Here is a 23,218-nt window from a genome sequence, read left to right on the forward strand (position 1 = left end):
TTCCCGGGTCCGCGCGCCGGGTGTCATCGGTACCCGGCACCCGGCGCACGTACGGCGCCGCCGGCCACCAGACGCGCGAGGCGATCGGCGTCCGGGGTGTCCGGCGCCGGTGAGCAGACGACGATCCGCACGTCGCTGCCGGGGACCTGCAGGCGCCGTGTACGGGCGGCTGGACGTGCTGGTCGACAACGCGGCCGTGAACAGCGTGGTCGCGCCGCTGGAGCACACCGGCGCGGCCGCGGCCGCCGCGCTCCTGGACGCGAACGTGCTGGGCTCGCTGCGGGTCACCGACGCGTTCGTCGACCGCCACGGGCCGGTGCAACGGTGAGTGCGGTCACCTCGCGTGCTCAGGCACGGCTTCGGCGGACCTGGCGGACGGCCTCGGCGAGACCGCCGTTCCACGGCGTGCCGTGCCCCGGCAGCACCCAGGTCGCCGCGATCCCCCGGGCCACGAGCCGGTCGAGCGAGGCGAGCGCGGCGGCCGGGTCGTCGGTGAACGGCGCCGGCTGCGGGCCGCGCCGGCCGGTCAGCACGTGCCGGGTGGTGAGACCGTCACCGACGAAGATCGCGTCCACCATCGGCACGTGCACCGCGATGCTGCCCGGCGAGTGCCCCGGCAGCCCGACCACGCGCGGCGTGCCGGGCAGACCGAGCACGTCGCCGTCGTTCACCTCGACGACCTCGCGCGGGTACGCCGTGCGGAGCCCGCCCCGGCTCGCCGCGTACCCGATGAACCGGGCCAGCGGCCCGAGGCGCACCCGGCCCCACGCGGGACTGGTGCTGACCTCGCCGCGGGCGCGGGCGGCGTCGCCGCCGTGGACGTGGATCGGCACGCCGTGGTCGCGCCGCAGCCGTTCGGCGAACCCGACGTGGTCGCTGTCGCCGTGGGTGAGCACGACGCCGCGCACGTCGGCCGGCCCGAGCCCCAGCATGCGCAGTTCCGCGACCAGCTCCCGCCAGTGCCCGGGCAGCCCGGCGTCGATCACGGTGACGCCGTCACCGGTCACCACCAGGTACGCCGCGACGATGTCGTTGCCGATCCGGTGCAGTCCGTCGTGGAGTCTCATGATGGTCCGTCCTTCCTGGGGCCCGGGTAGGATGGCTACGATACATAGCCATCATGGCTATGGTCCATAGCTATCAAGGGAGTACACATGCCGGCGCCGGAACGGACGTCGCTGACGGAGATCATCACGGCCGCGCGCGACCTCCTGGAACGGGACGGGCTCGCCGGCCTGACCATGCAGGCCGTCGCGACCCGGGTCGGCGTGCGGGCACCGTCGCTCTACAAGCGGGTACGCGGCCGCGACGACCTGATCCGGCTGACCGCCGAGGCGAGCGTGCGCGATCTCGGCGAGGCGCTGGCCGCGGTGGAGACCACGGGCGAGCCCCGGCGGGTGCTGGCCGACGCGGTCCGGGCGTTCCGCGCGTTCGCCCACGCGCACCCGGCCGCCTATCACCTGATCTTCGCGAGCGCACCGGGTGCCGCCCGCCCCGACCCCGGCGCGGTGGCCGACGCCGCCGCTCCGGTCCTGCGGGTGGCCGCCGCGCTCGCCGGGCCCGAGCACGCGCTGGAGGCCGCCCGCACACTGACCGCGTGGGCGCACGGTTTCGTCAGCATGGAACTGGCCGGCGCGTTCAACCTCGGCGGAGACGTGAACGACGCCTACGAGTTCGGCATCACCCGCCTCGCCGACGCGCTGACCGCCCCCACCCGGCCCACGCCGGCGGACTGACCGCCGCTGGCGTCCCGGAGCGTCCCGGGCTCCCTCCGCGGCGGAGGGCACCCGGGACGGGATCAGGCGAGGTGGGTGGTGAGGTCGGCGAGCAGGGTGGTTTCCTCGGGGACGAGGAAGAAGTGGCCGCCGGGGAAGACGCGCAAGCGGAATCCGCCGGTGGTGGTGTGGGACCAGGCCTCGAAGTCGGGGAGCCGGCCGTCGGTGTCGCGGGCGCCGGCGTAGGCGGTGACGGGTGCGGCCAGGCGCGGCAGGATCGGTGGCGGGCGGTAGGTCTCGATCATGCGGTAGTCGGCGCGCAGCACCGGGAGCAGCAGCTCGGCCAGGTCCGGATCGTCCCAGGCGGACCGGTGCACGTCGTCGAGCCGGCGCACGGCGTCGATCAGGGCCTGGTCGGCGCCGCGGTGCAGCGTGCCGGGCGGCACCCGGTGCGGGGCGGCACGGCCGGAGACGAAGACCCGCCGGGGTACGGCGCCGTGTCGTTCCAGGCGCAGCGCCACCTCGTACGCGACGGTGGCGCCCATGCTGTGGCCGAACAGCGCGACCGGCCGGTCCAGCAGCGGCAGCAGCGCCTCGGCGAGCGGATCGGCCAGCGCGGCCAGCGTCGCGGGGATCGGCTCGCGCATGCGGTCCTGGCGGCCCGGATAACAGGCGGAGAGCAGCTCCACGTCGTCCGGCAGGCCGCCGGCCCAGGTGCGGAACGCGGTGGGCCCGCCACCGGCGTGCGGCAGGCAGACCAGCCGCAGGCGAGGGCGGGCCACCGGGCGGTAGCGGCGGAACCAGCGGGTCGACGTGCCGGGCAGCGCCGTGGTCACGAGGCCACCGGCGTGCCGTGGTGTGCCTCGGCCATCGCCACCGCGATCCGGCGCGGGCCGGTGAACGGCTCCCGGCCGTGCGCCGCGGTCATGTTGTCGACCACCAGCAGGTCGTCGAGCTGCCAGTCGAAGCGTACGGTCGCGGCGCGGTAGCAGGAGCGCAGGTGGTCCATCACCTCGTCCGGGATCCGCCCGCCGTCACCGTAGTAGGTGTTGGTCGGCAGCTCCTCCTCGGTGAACAGTTCCAGCAGGCCTTCGCGCACGTCCGGCGCGAGCGTGGTGACGTGGAAGAACGTGGCGTGGTTGAACCAGACCGGCACGCCGGTGTCCGGGTGGACGTGCACGGCGTCCCGGACCGCGGTGGTGCGCAACGCGTCACCGTGCCACTCGGCGCGCAGCCCGGACCGGGCGCAGTACGCCTCGACGACGGCCCGGTCGCCGGTGTTGAACGCACGCTGCCACGGGGTGCCGATGCGCGGGTGGAAGTTCCGGACCACCATCCACCGGCGCCGCGCGAACTCGTCCCGGATCGCGGGGTCGATCAGCCGGTACACCTCGCGGACGTCGGCCAGCGGCGTGGCGCCCCGCGTGCCGGGCGGGCTGACGCAGTAGAAGAACAGCGTGCGCGGCCAGCCGGCCTGGTACGAGTTCTCGTTGTGCAGGAAGATCTCCTCGTCGGCCGGGTAGTCCGTCGAGGTGTAGACGCGCCCCTCGATCGTGCTGCGCGGCGACGAGCGCTCCTCGTAGGCCAGTGGTTCGCCGGAGAGCGCGCGGACGGCCGCGTCCATGCCGGGCACGCCGCCGACCGTGTACCCGCGGAACAGCACGGCGCCGTGCCGGACGAGCCGGTCGTGCAGTGCGGCGCGGTCCGCTGCCAGCCGGGCCGTGAGGTCGTCGCCGGGGCCGTCCGCCTCGATCACGTACGGCAGGGTGGTCCGGGCCGGTGCTTGCGGTGTCATGCGGTGCCCCTCCCGTCAGTCCGACATCGCGACGAGCACGCGCCGCTTGCCGGTGAACGACCGGCGGCCGTGGCCGACCGCGATGTTGTCGATGAGCATCAGATCGCCGGTACGCCAGTCGACGTCCACCGCGGACGCCAGCCCGACGTCGCGGATGTGCACCGCCCACTCCCCCGGGATCGGCGAGCCGTCGGCGAACGCGACCGACTGGGGCAGGTCCTCCGGCGGCATGATGGCCGCGAGGGCGGCCGCGGTGTCGTCGCCGAGTGCGGCCGCGTGCCACTGGTCGGCCTGGTTGAACCAGACCTCCTCGCCGGTGACCGGGTGCTTGACGGTCGCCGGGCGCAGCTGGGTGACGCGCAGGCTGCCGTCCGGCTTCCAGGTCCACTCGGCCTCGGTACCGGCCAGGAAACGCTCCACCTCCGCGCGGTCGCCGGTCTCGAACGTGTCCTGCCAGCTCTTGCCCAGGCCGTACCCGTCGTGCAGGTTCTGGGTGTAGCGCAGGCCGGCGGCGAACGCCGCGGAGACCTCCGGGTCGAGCGAGTCCAGCCACAGCGTGCCGTCGACGACGGGCGTGGCGCCGCCGGTCTCGGCCGCCTGCTCGCAGAAGAACATCAGCCGGGTCGGCCACTTCGCCGCGTACGACAGCTCGTTGTGCATCGAGATGACGAACTCCGGCGGGTACTCCGTGGAGGTGTAGAGGTTCGCGCCGACCTTGGTGCGCGGCGAGTTGCCGTGCACGTACGCGAGCCGGTTCGGCAGCAGGAAGTTCATGATCGGCTCCAGCGCGTCCGGTCGCAGGCCGAAGCCGCGGAAGACCAGCGCCTTGGCCTCGGTCAGCCGGTCCTCCAGCGGCGCTCCCCCGTCGGTGAGGTGGCGCAGCAGGCCCTCCGGGGTCGCCGGTACGCCGGCGGTCTCCGGGTCGATCTCGGTGGGCAGCCAGCGGCGGCGGGTCTCCATCGGTTCCTCCCTCAGGGGATGGACTGTCACCGGGGCAGGATGCGACCGGTCTCTATACCGTTTCCATATGCGCGACCGCGTCCGGTGCCGGTGCGCGCAGGCTCGGGCTGAGCACGGCGACGACGGCGAGCGCGAGCATGACCGCGCCGAGCCCGAGCAGCACGTGCCCGGTGCCGGCCGCGGACAGGGCGGCGCCACCGGCGGCCGGGCCGAGCGCGTTCGCGCCGGAGCCGAGCAGCGCCAGCACGCTGGCCACCCGGCCCTGTTGCGCGTCCGGTGTAGTGCGGACCTGGTAGATCGCGCCGGCCACGTTGAACACCGCGCCGATGTAGCTCATCAGCGCATAGAGCAGTCCGAGCAGCACCGGGTGACGGGCCGGCACGGCCAGCGGGATGAGCACCGCCCAGGCGGCGAAGCCGGTGATCACCACGGCCCGGGTGCTGAGCCGGGACGTCCAGGCGTTGCCGGTGAGCGCGCCCGCCACGCCGCCGGCGCCGCTCATCGCCATCACCACGCCGACCGCGGCCGGTGAGCCGCCCGCGTCATGGATGATCATGATGACGGCCAGCGTGAACACCTGGAACAGCACGTTGCTGCCGGCCACCAGGAACATCACCACCCGCAGGAACCGGTCGGACCAGGCCGCGCGCACCCCGTCGGCCAGCTCCGCGGTGAGGCTGCGCTCCCGGCGCCGGGCGGCCGGCGGCGCGGTGGCCCGGATGCCCCAGACGGAGATCAGCGACACCAGGTACGCCAGTGTCGTGAACACGAACGGCAGCCAGCGCAGCAGCGCGAACAGCGCGGTCCCGGCCGGCTGGCCGATCAGCCCGGCGGCCCGGCCGCGGGCCTCGTGCCGGGACAGCGCCGCGGACAGGTCGTCCGGGTGCACGACGGTGCGCACCAGCGCCCGGTCGGCGAGCCGGTGGAACACGCCGAGCGCACCCTCCAGGAACGCCACGGCCAGCAGCACCGGCAGCGACCAGTGCCCGAGCAGCAGCCCGGCGGCGAGCGCGCCGGTCAGCAGCGCGCGGCCGGCGTCGCAGGCGAGCATGGTGCGCCGCCGGTTCCAGCGGTCGACCAGCACCCCGGCGGGCAGCTGCGCCACCAGCTGCGGCAGCTGTACGGCGAGGCCGACCAGCCCGGCCTGGGCCGGTGAGCCGGTGTGCCAGAGGACCAGCAGCGGGTAGACGATCGAGTCGGCACGCCAGGCCAGCTGGCCGAGCCCGGCACCGGTCCACAGCAGCAGGAAGTCGCGGTTGCGGCGCAGGCCCGGTGCGGCGGTCACCGGCCGGCGCCGCGGCACCACTCCAGCACCGCCATGGCGCTGTACATCTTCATCGCCGCCTGGTCGAAGGCGAGGCTGTGCGGGCCGTCGAGCACCTCCGCGGTCACCTCGTCGCCGCGGTGGGCCGGCAGGTCGTGCAGGAACACGGCCTTGGGGTTGTCGTCCCACAGCCGCGCGGAGACCTGGAACGGCGCGTAGACGGTGCGCCAGTCCGGGTCCGGTTTGACGGTGCCGGTCGTCTCCCACCGGGTGGTGTAGACGACGTCGACGCCGGTGGGCAGGTCGTCCATGTCGTGGCGTTCCCGGATCACCGTGCCGGCGGCCGTACCGGCCCGGCGCAGCCGCTCGTGGACCTGCGGCGTCAGGCCGTACCCGGGCGGGGTGCGCAGGTCGAGCGTGACGCCGGGGTATCGGCTGAGAGCCAGCGCGAGCGCGGACGCGGTGTTGTTGCCCTCGCCCACGTAGAGCAGCCGCAGCCCGTCGACGGCGCCGAACCGGCGCTGCAGGGTGGACAGGTCGGCCAGTGCCTGGGTGGGGTGCTCGTCCGCGCTCATCGCGTTGATCACCGCCATCCGCCGCTGGCCGGCCCAGGCGCGCATCTCGGCGGGGTCGTCCGCGGTGCGGGCCACCAGCACGTCGAGCATCAGCGACAGCACCCGCCCGGTGTCCTCGGTGGTCTCGCCCGTGTTCGTCTGCAGGTCACCGGGCCCGTACGTGACGAGCCGGCCGCCGAGGCGCAGCGTGCCGGCGCTGAACGCGGTCCGGGTGCGGGTGGAGGTGCGGCGGAAGTAGACGCCGACGACCGCGCCGTCCAGGCCGGTGCCGTCCACCGGGCCCGCGGCGTGCTGCACACCGCGGGCCACGATCCAGTGCAGCGCCTCGTCGTCGAGGTCGTCGATGGAGATGAGGTGCCGTGTCATGGTCGTGCTCCCGTCACTCGTGTCCGGCCCAGTCGGCGGCCAGTTCGCCGCGCCCGAAGTCCTCGTCCGCGCGCCCGACAGCCGCGGCGAGCAGGCGGACGACCTCCTTGCCGGACTCGCCGTTGGTCAGCGCGACGAACCCGCTGCCGGCCCGGACCCGGCTGATCGCCATGTTCCAGTAGCCGACCGGCTCGCCGCCGTGGCCGAACTCCACGTCCGCGCCGGTGTCGTCGACGATCGCGCCGAGCCCGTAGAACGCGCCCGGGTGCGGGGTCAGCTGCTGCGCGGCCAGCTCCGGGGTGAGCAGCAGCGACGGCCGGCCGAGATAGGCCCGCCGGACCTGCGGGGCCAGCCGGGCCAGGTCGGTCGCGGTGGACCAGAGGCCGGCCGCGGCCACCTCCAGCCGGACCCGCCAGCCGCCGGGCATCGGCACGCCGTACTGGTCGTGGCCGACGGCGACCTCCCGGCCGGGCTCCTCCGGCCAGGACTGCTCGTATCCGCTGTGCGTCATGCCGAGCGGGTCGAGGACCAGCTCGCGCATCAGGTCCGGGAAACGCCGGCCGGTCACGTCGGTGAGCAGCTGTTGCAGCACCGACCAGTGCACGTTGGACCGGCGGAACGTGGTGCCCGGGGTCAGCTCGACCCGTACCGGCGGGGTGGTGATCGTGCCGGTGCCGTTGAGCAGGTCCAGCAGGTCCGCGACGGGCGCGCCGCGCTGGTAGCCCTTGTGCGGGGTGACGGCGAGCCCGGCGACGTTGCCGAGCAGGTGACGCACGGTCACGCCGGGTGTGGGCACCCGCCACGAGGTGAGGTAGTCGTTGACGTCGGTGTCCAGGGCGAGCACGCCGTCGCGGACCAGCCGCAGCGTGCCCAGCGCGGTCACGTGCTTGCTGATCGAGCCGGCCTGGAAGACGGTTTCCGGGGTGACCGGGTCGCTGCCGTCCGCGCTCCGCACACCGGCGCAGTGCACGTCGGCGATCTCCCCGTCGCGCAGGATCGCGATGCTGACGCCCGGCACCCGCGCGGACTCCATCGTGGACAGCAGCGTGCCCAGGTCGAGGTGGTGGGTGCGGCGGTGCACGGCCGGTGCGGCCCGGCCGGTCGAGGTCAGGCCGGTCAGCAGCTCCAGGTGCCGGTGCGCGAGCCGGCGTACCGTGGCCTCGTCGTGCCGTGCCGGGTCGAAGCTCCACCGCAGGTAGAGCTGGCCGGCGCCGCTGGCGGCGCGCACGTCGAGCGCGTGGGTGCGCGGCGCCGACGAGGACCGGACGAGCGCCCTGGTCCCGGCGGGCGGCGTGTGCGAGAAACGGACCTCGGCCGGTGGCTGCGCGGCCAGCGCCTCGGCGATCTCCGGGTCGGGCGCGTGGCGCAGCAGGCCGTACGCGCCGTCGCCGCGCATCGGGCGCAGCTGGTCGCGGACCGCGCGGACCAGCGCGGTCCCGGTGGCCCGCGGCGGGATCCACATCGCCACCGGCGTGAGGTCGCCGAACTGGCCGACGCCGCCGCCGGCGGGGCGCAGATCACCGGCGACGTCGATGAGCGCGCGGTCGCCACCGGTCCACCCGGTGAGCACGGCGGCGAGCGTGGCCAGCAGCGCCTCCTCGACGGTCCAGCCGTCCTGCGCGGACCGTGCGGTCAGCGCCCGGGTCAGGCCGGCGTCGAGCGCCACGGTGACCACCTCGTCGCCGGGCTCACCGGCGCCGTCCACGGGGAGCGCGGGGACCGGTGGGCGATGCAGCCAGAGGTGGGCGCGGGCGGTGACGTCGTCGCCGCCGGCGCGGGCCGCGTGCGCGTCGGCCCACGCGCACCAGTCGGGCGCCGTGGGCAGCTCCACCGGCTCGCCGGCGGTGGCGAGCGCGTACCCGGTGGCGAGTTCGTCGGCCACCACGAGTAGCGAGGGTTCGTCGACCAGCAGCGCGTCCGCGATCAGCAGCAGCCGGGCGGACGCGTCGCCGTGGCGGACCAGCAGCCCCCGGATCGCCTGGCCGGGTGCGGCCTCGAGGTCGGCGGCGATCCGGTCGGCGGCCTGCGCGACCGCGGCCTCCTGGTCGGCGGCGGACAGCTGTGCCACGTCGATCGGGGTGGGCGCGACGGTCTGCGGGCGCGGGTCGGGCAGGACCGCGTGGTCGGCGTCCGCGGCCGGGCGCAGCCAGACCGCGGTGTGCCGGGTCAGGACCGTCTCCCACACCCGGGTGAGGATCTCGCCGTCCGCGGCCGGGCCGAGCGGCAGTACCGCGCGGTGGTGGCCCGCGGCGGCGCGCAGCCGGCGCTGCTCGGCGGTGAGCGGGACCTGCCGGGCCGCGGCGAGCTGGTCCTCGTCGACGGAGCGGGCCAGCTCGGCGAGGGTCTCCTGCTGGTACATGCGCCAGATCGCGATGGACAGGCCGTGCTTGCGGGCCTCGGCCAACACCTTGATCATCAGCAGTGAGTGGCCGCCGAGGTCGAAGAAGCGGTCCTGGGTGCCGACGCGCGCGACGCCGAGCACGTCGGTCCAGATGCCGGCCAGGATCTGTTCGGTACGGGTGGCCGGCGCGACGTACGCGTGTGTGGACCGCAGCGCGCGCAGGTCGGGGTCGGGCAGCGCGGTCCGGTCGACCTTGCCGTTGCGGTTGAGCGGCAGCGCGTCCACCGCGATCAGCTGTGCCGGGACCATGTAGTCCGGCAGCCGTTCCCGCAGGTGCTCCGACACCGCGTCGCCGCTCTCGCCGACGACGTAGGCGACCAGGCGGATGTCCGCGCCCTCACCGACCGGCAACACGAACGCGTCCGTGACCCGCTCGTGCGCGACCAGCGCGGCGCGGACCTCACCCAGCTCGACCCGGTAACCGCGCACCTTCACCTGGTCGTCGACCCGGCCCAGGAACTCGATCTGCCCGTCACCACGACGGCGCACCAGATCACCGGTGCGGTAGAGCCGCCCGCCGCCGAACGGGTCCGGCACGAACCGCTGCGCCGTCAGATCCGGCCGGCCCAGGTAGCCGCGGGCCACGCCGACGCCGCCGACGAACAGCTCGCCGGCCACGCCGAGCGGGACCGGGCGCAGGCGAGAGTTGAGGACGTAGAGTGCCATGCCGGGCAGCGCACGGCCGATCGGGACCGGGCCGGGCCCGACCGCGCCGATCTCGAAGATCGACGAGCCGACGGACGCCTCGGTCGGACCGTATTCGTTGATCAGGCGGCCGGGGCCGGTCGCCTGGCGGGCGAGCGAGGCCAGCTCCGGCGGGAGGACCTCACCGGCGACGACCATCGCGGCGGCGAGCGTGCCGGCCTGCGTCGAGTTCATCTGTTCGGTGAGCACGCGCAGATATCCGGGGGTGAGCTTGAGGAAGCTGAACGGGCCGTGCTCCAGCAGCCACGGGCCGAGGGTGTCGAGACCGACGCCGGCCGGGGCGACCGCGAGCCGCTGCCCCGCGGCCAGCGGCGCCCACACGTTCGGCACCGGCAGATCGAACGCCACCGACGAGAACAACGCACCACCACCGGAACCGGAACCGGCCAACCGCTCCACCGCCCACGCGATGTGATTCGCCACCCCCCGGTGCGAGACCAGCACACCCTTCGGCCGCCCGGTCGAACCCGAGGTGTAGATGACATAGGCAAGCGAGTCCAGATCGACCGGCCGGGGTACGAAGCCGCTCTCCGGCAGCTCGGCGTCGGCGCAGACGACTTCGTGGCCCGCGGGAATCCGGTCACGCAGCGACTCCTGGGTGACCACCACCCGCACACCCGCATCCGCCAGCACGGTCCGCAACCGGTCCACCGGGATCATCGGGTCCAGCGGCAGATACGCACCACCGGAACGCCACACACCGTAGAGCGCACCGATCAACTCCGCCGACCGGTCCATCACCACCGCCACCACCGACTCACACCCCACCCCATGACCCGCCAGCACACCGGCCAGCCGGTCAGCACGAGCCCGGAGATCACCGAAGGTCCACCGCACCTCCCCGCACTCGACCGCCAGCGCCGCCGGATCCTGCGCCGCGACCAGCTCCGGGACCGCGACCAGGACGGACGGCGCCGGGGACACGTCGCCGAGAACCAGGCCGGTCTCGCCGGCGGGCAGGTGGGCGCCGGAGGCGTCACCGAGCGGGTCGGCGGCCATCGCCTCCAGGACCGAGCGGTACATCTGCACCAGACGTTCGGCGTTCGCGCGGCTGAGTACGCCGGTGTTCGTGGTCAGCACCAGGTAGCCGCCGACCGCGGCCACGGCCAGCGGGAACTCGGTCGCGCCCTCGCCGAGGCTGGCGTCGACGTCCACCCGTTCCGTGTCGACCTGGTCGAAGTCCTGGTAGCTGAAGCGCACGTCGAGCAGCCGGTCCCCGGCCATCTCGCGCTGGATCACGGGCATCGGGAACGCCCGGTGCGGCCACAGTTCCACCTCGCGGTCGAAGACCGACCGGACCACGTCCAGCCAGGTGCCGGCCGGGCGGTCGAACGCGAACGGCAGCGTGTTGAGGTACATGCCGTACACCCGGTCCGCGCCGACCGCCTCCGGCCGGGCGCTGGTGACCAGGCCGGCGCAGAACCGCTCGTCCGGGGTGAGCTGGGACAGCACCGTGAAGTGCGCGGCGAGCAGCACGCTCTTCAGCGACGCGCGGGCCCGGGCGGCCAGCGCGCGCAGCCCGGCCTCCAGGTCGGTCAGCGGCACGCCGGCCCGGAACGGCGCCGGCTCCGGCTCGAGGTCGGCCCAGGCCGGCGGCAGCGTGAACCGCGGGTACCGGTCGATGACGTCCTGCCAGTACGCCCGGTCGCCGTCCCCGTCGATCGACGCCAGCTCGGCCGCGACGAAGTCGGCGTACCGGATCGACGGCGGGGCCTCCGGCGCGGGCGGCCGGCCGTCCCGGAACTCCCGGTACGCGTCCAGCAGCTCCATCATCAGCGTACGGTGGCTCCAGCCCTCGGTGATGGCGTGCGCGACGGTCAGCGACAGCCACCACGCGTCGTCCGCGTCCCGGTGCACGGCCATCCGCAGCATCGGCACGTCACCGGGCGTGAACACGTCCGCGCGCTCGGCGGCCCGGTGCGCGCGCAGCCGCTGCTCGACCTCGGTCGCGTCCACTTCCCGCAGGTCGGTGACGGTCAGCGGGATCCGCGCGGAGGCGTGCACCAGCTGCATCGGCACCGAGCAGGTGTCCAGGTCGAACGAGGTGCGCAGCATCTCGTGCCGGGCGGTGACCAGGTCGGCGGCGGCCCGCAGCGCGTCCGCGGAGAACGGCCCGTCGTCGCGGATCCGGAACGAGGCCACGTTGTGGTACGGCCGGCGGCGGGTGTCGGCCAGCATCTCGACCAGCATGCCGAGCTGCACCTGCGACAGCGGGTACGCGTCCGTGAGCCCGTCCGGTAGCAGCGCCCGGTCGGCGGCGCCGATCAGCGCGAACGGCGCGACCGGCACGGCCGCGGCCGCGGGTGCGGGCCGGCCGGTGACCAGTTCGCAGAGCGCGGCGACGGTCCGGTGCTCGAACACGTCCCGGACGCCGATGTCGAATCCGGCGGTACGTAGCGCGCCGACCAGCATGACCGCGCGGATGGAGTGCCCGCCGACGTCGAAGAAGCTGTCGTCGCGGCCGACCCGCTCCAGGCCGAGCACCTGCGCCCACACGTCGGCGATCCGCTGCTCGGTGACGGTGCGGGGGGCCTCGTACCGGTCGGCGGTCAGGTCGGGGTCGGGCAGCGCGGTCCGGTCGACCTTGCCGTTGCGGTTGAGCGGCAGCGCGTCCACCGCGATCAGCTGTGCCGGGACCATGTAGTCCGGCAGCCGGGTGCGCAGGTGCCCGAGGATCTCCTCGCCGCCGACGCCCACCACGTAGGCGACCAGCCGGATGTCGGCGCCGTCACCGACCGGCAGCACGTACGCGTCGGTGACCCGCTCGTGCGCGACCAGCGCCGCGCGGACCTCACCCAGCTCGACCCGGTAGCCACGCACCTTCACCTGGTCGTCGACCCGGCCCAGGAACTCGATCTGCCCGTCACCACGACGGCGCACCAGATCACCGGTGCGATAGAGCCGCCCGGTCCCGAACGGATCCGGCACGAACCGCTGCGCGGTCAGGCCGGGACGGCCCAGGTAGCCGCGGGCCACGCCCACACCGCCGACGAACAGCTCACCGACCACGCCGTACGGCACGGGCCGCATACGCGGATCGAGGACGTACAACGCCATGCCGGGCAGCGCACGGCCGATCGGGACCGGGCCGGGCTCGACCGCACCGATCTCGAAGATCGACGAGCCGACGGACGCCTCGGTCGGACCGTACTCGTTGATCAAACCCTCCCGGGCCAGCTCCACCGGCAACGCCTCACCGGCCACGACCATCGCACCCGCCCGCGGAACGGCGCCCTGATCGGTGAGCACGCGCAGGTATCCGGGGGTGAGCTTGAGGAAGCTGAACGGGCCGTGCTCCAGCAGCCACGGGCCGAGGGTGTCGAGACCGACGCCGGCCGGGGCGACCGCGAGCCGCTGCCCCGCGGCCAGCGGCGCCCACACGTTCGGCACCGGCAGATCGAACGCCACCGACGAGAACAACGCACCACCACCGGAACCGGAACCGGCCAACCGCTCCACCGCCCACGCGATGTGATTCGCCACCCCCCGGTGCGAGACCAGCACACCCTTCGGCCGCCCGGTCGAACCCGAGGTGTAGATGACATAGGCAAGCGAGTCCAGATCGACCGGCCGAGGCGCGAAGCCGCTCTCCGGCAGCTCGGCGTCGGCGCAGACGACTTCGTGGCCCGCGGGAATCCGGTCACGCAGCGACTCCTGGGTGACCACCACCCGCACACCCGCATCCGCCAGCACGGTCCGCAACCGGTCCACCGGGATCATCGGGTCCAGCGGCAGATACGCACCACCGGAACGCCACACACCGTAGAGCGCACCGATCAACTCCGCCGACCGGTCCATCACCACCGCCACCACCGACTCACACCCCACCCCATGACCCGCCAGCACACCGGCCAGCCGGTCAGCACGAGCCCGGAGATCACCGAAGGTCCACCGCACCTCCCCGCACTCGACCGCCAGCGCCGCCGGATCCTGCGCCGCGACCAGCTCCGGGACCGCGACCACGGCCGGCATGGGCGGGGAGGCGTCGCCGAGAACCAGCGCGTCCTCGCCGGACGGCAGGTAGGTACGGGCCGCGTCGGCGAGCGGGTCCGCGGCCATCGACTCCAGCACGCCCCGGTACATCTGTTGCAGGCGTGCCGCGTTCGCCCGGCTGACCACGCCGGTGCTGGTGGTGACGATCACGTAGCCGACGCGGGTGGAGACCGACAGCGGGAACTCCGTCGGGCTGTCGTCGATGCTGGCCAGGTAGTCGATCAGTTCCGTGTCGACCTGGTGGAAGTCCTGATAGCTGAAGCTGACCTGGACCAGGCGCTCGTCCGCCATCTCGCGCTGGATGACCGGCATCGGGAAGAACCGGTGCGGCCACAGCTGCACCTCCCGGTCGAAGACGTCCCGGACCAGCTCCAGCCACGAGCCGGCCGGGCGGTCGAACGCGAACGGCAGCGTGTTCAGGTACATGCCGTACACCCGGTCCGCGCCGACCACCTCGGGGCGGGCGTTGCAGACCAGGCCGGCGCAGAACCGCTCCTCCGGCGTCAGCTGGGACAGCACCTTGAAGTGCGCGGCGAGCAGCACGCTCTTCAGCGACGCGCGCGCCCGCGCGGCCAGCGCGCGCAGGCCCGGCTCCAGGTCGTGGAACGGGATGACGAACTGGTGCTTGCGGTTCTCCGTCCCGGTGTCGCCCCAGCCGGCCGGCATGGCGAAGCCCGGGTACCCGTCGACGATCTCCTGCCAGTAGTCGCGGTGATCGCCGCGGTCCAGCAGCTCGACCTCGGCGGCGATGAAGTCCGCGTACCGGACGGCGGCCTGGCCGGCCGGGGCGGGCGCCTGACCGGACCGGATCGCACGGTACGCGTCCAGCAGCTCCATCAGCAGCGAGTGGTGGCTCCAGCCCTCCAGGATCGGGTGGCACTCGGTGACCGACAGCCACCAGGTCTTGTCGTCGCAGAGGTGGGCGAACAGCCGCAGCATCGGTGGCCGGCGCAGGTCGAACAGCCGGGCCCGGTCCCGCCGGGTGAACTCGTGCAGCTCCCGCTCGATCTCCTGCTCGTCGAGGTGGGAGAGGTCCTGCACGCCGATCGGCACCTCGGCCGTACCGTGCACCAGTTGCAGCGGCGTCGTGTAGGTCTCCAGGTCGAACGACGTGCGCAGCACCTCGTGCCGCTCGGTGACCAGCGCGGCCGCGGCCCGCAGCGCGTCCGCCGAGAACGGCGCGTCGTCACGGATCCGGAACGAGGTGGTGTTGTGGTACTTGTTCACGCCGTCGTCGGCGAGCATCTCGACGAGCATGCCGAGCTGCACCTGCGACAGCGGGTAGGCGTCCACCACGCCGCGCGGCAGCCGGGCCCGGTCCTCGTCGCCGGCCATCGCGAACGGCGCGACCGGTACCACCGGCGTCGACGGCGCGGCCCGCCCGGTGGCGAACTCGCACAGCTCCGCGACCGTGCGGTACTCGAACACGTCGCGGACGGCCACGTCGAGCCCGGCCGCGCGCAGCTCACCGACCATGGCGACCGCCTTGATCGAGTCACCGCCGACGTCGAAGAAACTGTCGTGCACGCCGACCCGTTCCAGGCCGAGCACCTGCGCCCAGGCGGCGGCGACGCGCTCCTCGACGGCGGTGCGCGGGCCGACGAACGCGGTGTCCACGCCGGTGTCCTCGCGCTCCGGCGCGGGCAGCAGCCGCCGGTCGACCTTGCCGTTGCCGGTGAGCGGGATCGCGGCCAGCGTCACGAACGCGGCCGGGACCATGTAGTCGGGCAGCGTGGCGCGGCAGAACACGGCCAGCTCGGTGGCGTGCGGCACGGCGTGCCCCTCGGCCGGCACCACGTACCCGACCAGTTCGCCGGCGTGCACGGCGGCGACCGCCTCCTGCACGGCCGGGTGCCCGGCGAGGACCGTCTCGATCTCGCCGAGCTCGATCCGGTGGCCGCGGATCTTCACCTGGTGGTCGACCCGGCCGGCGAACTCGGTGACGCCGTCCGGGCGTAGCCGGCCGAGGTCGCCGGTGCGGTACAGGCGCGCGCCGGGCGGGCCGAACGGGTCGGGCAGGAACGCGCGGGCGGTCAGGTCGGGGCGGCGGGCGTACCCGCGGGCCAGGCCGGCGCCGCCGATGTAGATCTCGCCGATCACGCCGGGCGGCACCGGGTTGAGCCACCGGTCGAGCACGTACATGGTGGTGTTGACGATCGGGGTGCCGAGCGGGACCAGCTCGCCGCGCTCGGTGCCGGTGACCGGATAGCCGGAGTTGCCGACGGTGATCTCGGTCGGGCCGTACTCGGCGGCGAGCCGGGTGCCGTGCTCGCCGGCCGCGGCCCGCCACCGCTCGGCCAGCCGCCAGGTGAACGCGTCACCGGCCGCGACGACCAGCCCGGCCAGGCCGGCGATCTGCGCGTCCGGCAGCTCGGTGAGCAGGTCGAGGTGGCCGGGCGTGAGCTTGACGAAGCTGAACGGGCCGCGCCGGGCCAGTTCGTCCGCGAGGTCGGCGGCGGGCAGCCCGTCGGGCAGCAGGTGCACCGGGCGGCCGAGCATCAGCGGGGTGTACAGGTCCGGGACGCCGAGGTCGAACGTGATCGGCGAGAACAGCGGTGCACCGCCGGGCGCGGTGGCGTACGCGCCGGCCGTCCAGTGCTGGTAGTTCGCCAGTCCACGGTGGGTGACCTGCACGCCCTTGGGCCGGCCGGTCGAACCGGAGGTGTAGATGACGTAGGCGAGCGTGTCCTGGTCCACCGGCGCGGGCGGGTGCGCGAGGCCGGCGGCCGGCAGCTCGTCGATCAGCAGCAGCGGCGGGTGGCCGTCCGGGAGCCGGGCGGCCAGCGCCCGGTCGGTGACCACGACCCGCGCGTCCGCGTCGCCGAGCACGTATCCGGTGCGGTCCGCGGGCGATTCCGGGTCCAGCGGCACGTAGGCGCCACCGGCCCGCCAGACGCCCAGCAGCGCGCCGACCAGCTCCGGGGAGCGTTCCAGCAGCACGCCGACGACGGACTCGGTGCCGATCCCGGCCGCGCGCAACGCGGCCGCGACCCGGTCGGCGTAGGCGCCGAGCTCGCCGAACGTCCAGTCGGCACGGTCGGACCGGATCGCGGTCGCGTCCGGGACCTCGGCGACCCGCTCGAAGATCGTCTCGGGGAGCGCGCGGTCCGGCAGCCGGCCGGCGGTGTCGTTCCACTCGGCCACGATCCGGTGGCGTTCCCGCGGCGTGAGCAGGTCCACGTCGCGCAGCGGGGTGGACGGCGCGGCGGTGACCGTCTCCAGCAGGCGCACGTAGTGGCCGGCCATCCGGTGCGCGGTCGCCGCGTCGAACAGGCCGGTGGCGTACTCGAGGTGGCCGGTCATGGTGCCGTCGGCGCGTTCCTCGATCTGGAGCGTGAGGTCGAAGCGCGCGGTGCGCCGCTCGCCGGTCACCGCGCCGACGGTCACGCCGGGCAGCGCGAACCCGTCGCCGCGGGTCTCCACGAGATCGAAGACGACCTGGAACAGCGGCGTACGGGACAGGTCCCGCTCCGGTGCGAGCGCGTCGACGAGCCGGGCGAACGGGGTGGCCTGGTGGTCGAACGCGTCCAGCACCATGCCGCGGGTCCGGTCGAGCAGCTCCGCGAACGTGGTCGTGCCGGTCCAGCGGTTGCGCAGCACGAGGCTGTTGATCCCGTACCCGGCCAGGCGCTCCAGCCCGGGGCGGCCGCGCAGCGACACGGCGGTGCCGACCGCGACGTCCTCGGTGCCGCCGTACCGGCCGAGCAGCACGTGCAGCGCGGCCAGCAGCGTCATGAACGGGGTGGCCTCGTGCCGGCGGGCCAGGTCCCGGACCGCCTCGGCGAGCGGCGCCGGGATCGGGAACGACAGGCTCGCGCCCGCGGAGTCACGGACGGCCGGGCGCGGACGGTCGGTGGGCAGCTCCAGCGGCGGCAGACCGGCCAGCCGCGCCCGCCAGTGCTCCAGGTCGTGGCCGGCCGGCCGGGCGCGTTCCCAGGCGGCGTAGTCGGCGTACTGGACCGGCAGTTCCGGCAGCGCGGGCGCGACACCGACGGTCGCGGCGCGGTACAGCTCGGCCAGGTCCTCCAGCAGGATCCGGGTGGACCAGGCGTCGCAGGCGATGTGGTGCAGCGCCAGCACCAGCACCACGTCGTCGGCGGCGAGCCGGAGCAGGGTGAGCCGGGCCGGCCACTCCCGCTCCAGGTCGAACGGTGTGGCGGCCAGCGCGGCCGCGCGCGCCTCGGCCTCGGCCTCGGACGCGTCGGTCATCTCCTCGACGGTCACCGCGGCGGCGTCGGCCGCGTCGACGACCTGCCACGGCTCGCCGTCGGCCAGCACGTACCGGGTGCGCAGGATCTCGTGCCGGTGCACCAGTCCGGACCAGGCGTGCCGCAGCGCCGTCAGGTCGACGGCGCCGTGCAGTCGCAGCACCAGCGGGACCAGGTATTCGGCGCTGTCCGGGGCGAGGCGGTGCAGGAACCACATCTGGCGCTGGCCGGAGGAGAGCGGCAGCGGGGCGGTCCGGTCCGCGCGCGGGATGTCGGTGCGCGCGCCGCCGCCCGCGCGGCCGGCGAGCCGGCGCCGGAGCAGCTCGGCGCGGGCCTCGCCGTGGCCGGCCGGTGAGGTGCTGGTGTCGGTCATGCCAGGTGCTCCTTCGAGGATGCGGCTTCGGCCAGCACGTCCGCGTCGGACAGCGCGGCTACGTCGGCGGTGATCCGCTCCACCAGCGCGGCGGCGAGCTGCGCCACCGTGGGGTGCTCGAACACCATCCGGATGGGTACGTCCACGGCGAACTCGTCCTGCAACCGGGAGATGAGCCGGATCGCCAGGATGGAGTTGCCGCCGACCTGGAAGAAGTCGTCGTTGCGGCCGGCCCGGGGCCGGCCGGGCAGCAGGTCGGCCCAGATCTCGGCGATCCGCTGCTCGGTGACGGTCTCCGGGGTCTCGTACCGGCCGGGGTCGGTCAGGCCGGGGTCGGGCAGCGCGGTCCGGTCGACCTTGCCGTTGCGGTTGAGCGGCAGCGCGTCGAGCGCGACGAGCTGCGCCGGGACCATGTAGTCGGGCAGGAGTGCGCGGACGTGCGCGAGCACCTCGTCATCGGCGGCGCCGACGACGTAGCCGATCAGCCGGATGTCGGTGCCCTCACCGACCGGGAGCACGAACGCGTCGGACACCCGCTCGTCGGCGACCAGCGCGGCCCGGATCTCGCCCAGCTCGACCCGGTAGCCGCGGACCTTCACCTGGTCGTCGACGCGGCCGAGGAACTCGATCTGACCGTCGGGGCGGCGGCGCACCAGGTCACCGGTGCGGTAGAGACGACCGCTGCCGAACGGATTCGGGACGAACCGCTGGGCGGTCAGGTCGGGGCGGCCCAGGTAGCCACGGGCGACGCCGACACCACCGACGAACAGCTCACCGACCACGCCGCACGGGACCGGGTGCATGTGCGGGTCGAGGACGTAGAGGGCCATGCCGGGCAGGGCGCGGCCGATCGGGACCGGGCCGTGCCCACCGGCGACGATCTCGAAGATCGACGAGCCGACGGACGCCTCGGTCGGGCCGTACTCGTTGATCAGCCCTTCCCGGGCCAGGTCCGACGGCAGTACCTCGCCGGCGACCACCATCGCGCCCGCTGGTGGGACGGCGTCCTGGTCGGTGAGGACCCGCAGGTAGCCGGGGGTGAGCTTGAGGAAGCTGAACGGGCCGTTGTCCAGCAGCCAGGGGCCGAGGGTGTCGAGTTCGATCTCGGCCGGGGCGACCGCGAGACGCTGACCGGCGGCCAGCGGTGCCCACACGTTCGGGACCGGCAGATCGAACGCCACCGACGAGAACAACGCACCACCACCGGTGCCCGCACCCGCCAACCGCTCGACCGCCCAGGCGATGTGGTTCCCCACACCCCGATGCGACACCAGCACACCCTTGGGCCGGCCCGTCGAACCCGACGTGTAGATGACGTAGGCCAGCGAGTCCAGGTCGACCGGGACGGGCACGAAAACACCGTCCGGCAAGTCGGCGTCGGCGCAGACCACCTCTAAACCGGCCGGGATCCGCTCACGCAAGGACTTCTGCGTGACCACCACCCGTACCCCGGCATCGGCCAGCACGGTCCGCAGACGGTCGGCCGGGGTCGCCGGATCAAGCGGCAGATAGGCGCCACCGGACCGCCACACACCGTAGAGCGCACCGATCAACTCGGCCGACCGGTCCATCACCACCGCCACCACCGACTCGGCGGCCACGCCGAGTCCGGACAGGACAGTGGCGAGCCGGTCGGCACGCTGCTGAAGATCGCCGAACGTCCAGCGGGTCGCTCCGCACTCGACCGCGAGCGCGGCCGGGTCCCGCGCGGCGACCAGGTCCGGAACCGCGACCACGGACGGCAGGGCCGGGGACACGTCGCCGAGGGCCGGTGCGCGCTCCAGCCCGGGCAGCAGGTCCAGGGCGGACAGCGGGGTGGCCGGGGCGGCGACGGCGGATTCCAGCAGGCGCAGGAAGTGGCGGGCCAGGGCGGCGATCGTGGACTCGTCGAACAGCGTGGTGGCGTACTCGAGGACCGCGGCCATCGCGCCGTCCGGGCGCCGCCGGACGAAGAGCGTCAGGTCGGTCTTGGCGATCCGCCACGAGCGCTGGAACAGCGTCAGCTCGTCGGTGTCCGCGCCGCCGCGGGTCAGCGACGCGTCGTGCAGGTCGAACGCCACCTGGTAGAGCGGGGTGCGGGACAGGTCGCGGCGGGGCGCGAGCTCGTCGACGAGCCGCTCGAACGGCACACCCTGGTGGGCGAACGCGGCGCGGGCGGTGTCGCGGACCCGGTCGAGCGCGTCGCCGAACGCGGGGTCGCCGGTCAGGTCGCAGCGCAGCACCAGGGAGTTGAGGAAGAAGCCGACCGTGCCCTCGATCTCGGGGCGTACCCGGCCGGCGACCGGGCTGCCGATCGCGACGTCCCACTCGCCGCTGTGCCGGGCCAGCAGCGTGGCGAACGCGGTCAGCAGCGTCATGAAGTCGGTCGCACCGTGCGCGCGGCCGAGCCCGGTCAGCGCCGTGACCAGCGGCTCCGGGATCAGGAACGGCAGTACCGCGCCGGCCGGGTCGCGCTCGGCCGGGCGGGGGTGGTCGGTGCGCAGCGGCAGCGGGCGCAGGCCGTCGAGCCGGGCACGCCAGAAGCCGAGGTCCTCGGCCAGGCCGTCGGTCAGGCGCTCGTGCTGCCAGCGGGCGTAGTCGGCGTACTGGAGCGGCACCTCGGGCAGCGTGCCGCCGGGGGTGCAGAGGATCAGCAGTTCGCGTTCCAGGATGCCGGCGGACCAGCCGTCGCAGGCGATGTGGTGCAGGGTGAGCAGCAGCAGGTCGTCCTCGCCGGCCCGGCGGATCAGCCGGGCCCGCCACACCGGGCCGGTGGCCAGGTCGAAACCGTCGGCGAACGCGGCGCGCAGCGTGGCCGGCAGCTCGTCCGGCTTCTCCTCCGACTCCGGCAGCGCGACCGGCGCGAGCGCGGTGACCGGGTCGACGACCTGGACCGGCTCGCCGTTGACCACCGGGTACCGGGTGCGCAGGATCTCGTGCCGGGCGACCAGCGCGGCCAGCGCATCACGGACGGTGCCGGTGGCGGTGCCGGGCGGCAGCCGGACCAGCAGCGGGGCGAGCCACTCCGGGCTGCCGGGGCGCATCCGGTCGAGGAACCACAGGCGGCGCTGGCCGGAGGACAGCGGCCCGGGGCCGGAACGGGTGGCCGGGCGGATCACGTCCGGGTCGGGGGTGGCCGCCTCCAGCAGGCGGGCCTGCTGCTCCACGGTGACGGCGTCGAAGAGGCCGCGTAGCTGCACGTCGCCGCCGGACGCGGTGCGCAGCCGGTTGGCCAGCCGGGTCAGGTGCAGGGAGGAGCCGCCGAGCGCGAAGAAGTCGTCGTGCACGCCGACGTGGTCGACGCCGAGCAGCCGCTGCCAGATCTCGGCCACGGTGCGCTCGGCCGGGGTGCGCGGGGCCACCCGGGCCGGGGCGTCGTCGCCGGTGACCGGGGGCAGCGCGGCGCGGTCGACCTTGCCGCTGGCGTTGAGCGGCAGACTGTCCGCGGCGCGGAAGACGACCGGGACGTAGGCCTCGGGCAGCCGGCGGCGCAGCGCGTCCCGCAGCGCGGTCTCGTCGACCGGCGCGGCGGTGAGCAGGTGGGCGCCCAGGCGGGTGGAGCCGTCCGGCGCGGTGAACGGCACCACGACCGCGCCCCGGATCCCGGGCTGGGCGCTGAGCGCGGCCTCGACCTCGCCCGGCTCGATCCGTACCCCGTTGATCTTCACTTGGGTGTCGCGGCGGCCGAGGTAGTGCAGCAGCCCGTCGGACTGCCAGCGGACCAGGTCGCCGGTGCGGTAGAGCCGGGAGCCGGGCGGCCCGAACGGGTCGGGTACGAAGCGGGCGGCGGTCAGGCCGGGGCGGCCGAGGTAGCCGCGGCCGACGCCGGGACCGCCGACGAACAGCTCGCCCGGCACGCCGACCGGTGCGGGATCGCCGTCCTCGTCGAGGACGAGCGCGCGCATGCCGTCCAGCGGGCGGCCGATCGGGACCGGGCCGGAGACCGCCCGTGGGTCGACCCGGTGTGCGGTCACGTCGATGGCGCACTCGGTCGGACCGTACGTGTTCCACACCTCGACGTCGCGGCGGGCCAGCAGCCGCTGCACGAGTTCGAAGTGCAGCGGCTCGCCGGCGGAGAACAGCAGCCGCAGCCGGTCGCAGCGGTCCCAGCCGGGCGCCTCGACCAGCTCGCGCAGCACCGACGGCACGACCTGGAGCACCGTGACGCCGTGCGCGGCGACCGCGGCCAGCATGCGCGCCGGGTCGCGTTCCGCGCCGTCCGGGGCGAGCACCACCGCGCCGCCGCTGACCAGCGGCGCGAACAGCTCCCAGACGGAGGCGTCGAAGCCCAGCGAGGTCTTCTGCAGCACCCGGTCACCGGCGCCGAGGCCGTGCCGGCGGACCGTCCACATCACCCGGTTGGCGATGCCCTCGTGCGTGACGACGACGCCCTTGGGACGGCCGGTCGAGCCGGAGGTGAAGATGACGTAGGCCGCGTCCGCGCCGGTGACCGCGGCGGTGGCCGGCCCGGCCGGGCCGGCCGCGTCCGGGCCGGCCACCGTCAGGCCGGACGCCCCGGCCGGTGCGGGCCGGTCGCTGACCAGCAGGCGCACACCGGCGTCGGCGAGCATCCAGGCCTGGCGCTCCTCCGGTTGCAGCCGGTCCAGCGGCAGGTAGGCGGCCCCGGCCTTCCAGATCGCCAGCAGCGCCACGACCAGGCCGGGCGTGCGCGGCAGGCGCACACCGACCGGCCGGTCCGGGCCGGCGCCGTGCCGTCGCAGCGCCGCGGCGAGGTCGTCGGATCGCCGGTCCAGCTCGGCGTAGGTCAGCGTCCGGTCGCCGCTGATCACGGCGGTGGCGGACGGGGTCTCGGACGCCTGAGCCGAAACGCGCTCGTGCAGCAAGGTCATCGCGTGCTCCTGTGGGTGTCTCGGCTCGGGCGGT

General features: G+C 74.4%; 10 protein-coding genes. 2 read left to right on the plus strand and 8 right to left on the minus strand.

Going from position 1 to position 23,218, the window contains the following annotated elements; all coding sequences use genetic code 11:
* Positions 1–157: 157 nt before the first annotated feature.
* Positions 158–328 carry a hypothetical protein gene (locus J2S42_RS02650; protein WP_307234828.1) on the plus strand — a complete coding sequence of 57 codons (171 nt, stop codon included), beginning with the start codon at positions 158–160 and terminating at the stop codon, positions 326–328.
* Between the two features lie 19 nt (positions 329–347).
* Here J2S42_RS02650 and J2S42_RS02655 read toward each other — a convergent pair whose 3' ends face one another.
* Positions 348–1,067 carry an MBL fold metallo-hydrolase gene (locus tag J2S42_RS02655; RefSeq protein ID WP_307234830.1) on the minus strand — a complete coding sequence of 240 codons (720 nt, stop codon included), beginning with the start codon at positions 1,065–1,067 and terminating at the stop codon, positions 348–350.
* Positions 1,068–1,154: 87 nt separating this feature from the next.
* Between J2S42_RS02655 and J2S42_RS02660 the strand changes: the two genes are divergently transcribed.
* Positions 1,155–1,736 (plus strand): TetR/AcrR family transcriptional regulator, encoded by a 582-nt coding sequence (locus J2S42_RS02660; RefSeq protein ID WP_307234832.1) that lies wholly within the window; start codon positions 1,155–1,157, stop codon positions 1,734–1,736.
* A 62-nt stretch (positions 1,737–1,798) separates the two neighbouring features.
* On the opposite strand, the gene J2S42_RS02665 is transcribed toward J2S42_RS02660, so the two are convergent.
* Genes J2S42_RS02665 through J2S42_RS02695 form a run of 7 tightly spaced genes read right to left on the minus strand, consistent with a single transcriptional unit; the run spans position 1,799 to position 23,184 of the window.
* Entirely contained in the window at positions 1,799–2,551 is a 753-nt protein-coding gene (locus J2S42_RS02665; protein WP_307234834.1) for a thioesterase II family protein, read from the minus strand.
* Positions 2,548–3,510, minus strand: a complete 963-nt coding sequence (locus J2S42_RS02670; RefSeq protein ID WP_307234836.1) for a TauD/TfdA family dioxygenase — start codon at positions 3,508–3,510, stop codon at positions 2,548–2,550. The genes J2S42_RS02665 and J2S42_RS02670 overlap by 4 nt, the downstream gene beginning before the upstream one ends.
* A gap of 15 nt (positions 3,511–3,525) precedes the next feature.
* A complete protein-coding gene (locus J2S42_RS02675; RefSeq protein WP_307234839.1) occupies positions 3,526–4,470 on the minus strand; it encodes a TauD/TfdA family dioxygenase in 945 nt (314 codons plus the stop codon).
* Positions 4,471–4,522: 52 nt separating this feature from the next.
* Positions 4,523–5,755 carry an MFS transporter gene (locus J2S42_RS02680; protein ID WP_307234841.1) on the minus strand — a complete coding sequence of 411 codons (1,233 nt, stop codon included), beginning with the start codon at positions 5,753–5,755 and terminating at the stop codon, positions 4,523–4,525.
* Positions 5,752–6,675, minus strand: a complete 924-nt coding sequence (locus tag J2S42_RS02685; RefSeq protein WP_307234842.1) for an ornithine carbamoyltransferase — start codon at positions 6,673–6,675, stop codon at positions 5,752–5,754. The genes J2S42_RS02680 and J2S42_RS02685 overlap by 4 nt, the downstream gene beginning before the upstream one ends.
* A gap of 13 nt (positions 6,676–6,688) precedes the next feature.
* A complete protein-coding gene (locus J2S42_RS02690; RefSeq protein ID WP_307234843.1) occupies positions 6,689–18,355 on the minus strand; it encodes a non-ribosomal peptide synthetase in 11,667 nt (3,888 codons plus the stop codon).
* Positions 18,352–23,184, minus strand: a complete 4,833-nt coding sequence (locus J2S42_RS02695) for a non-ribosomal peptide synthetase (RefSeq protein WP_307234845.1) — start codon at positions 23,182–23,184, stop codon at positions 18,352–18,354. The genes J2S42_RS02690 and J2S42_RS02695 overlap by 4 nt, the downstream gene beginning before the upstream one ends.
* Positions 23,185–23,218 lie beyond the last annotated feature (34 nt).

Source organism: Catenuloplanes indicus (assembly GCF_030813715.1).
Taxonomy (GTDB): domain Bacteria; phylum Actinomycetota; class Actinomycetes; order Mycobacteriales; family Micromonosporaceae; genus Catenuloplanes; species Catenuloplanes indicus.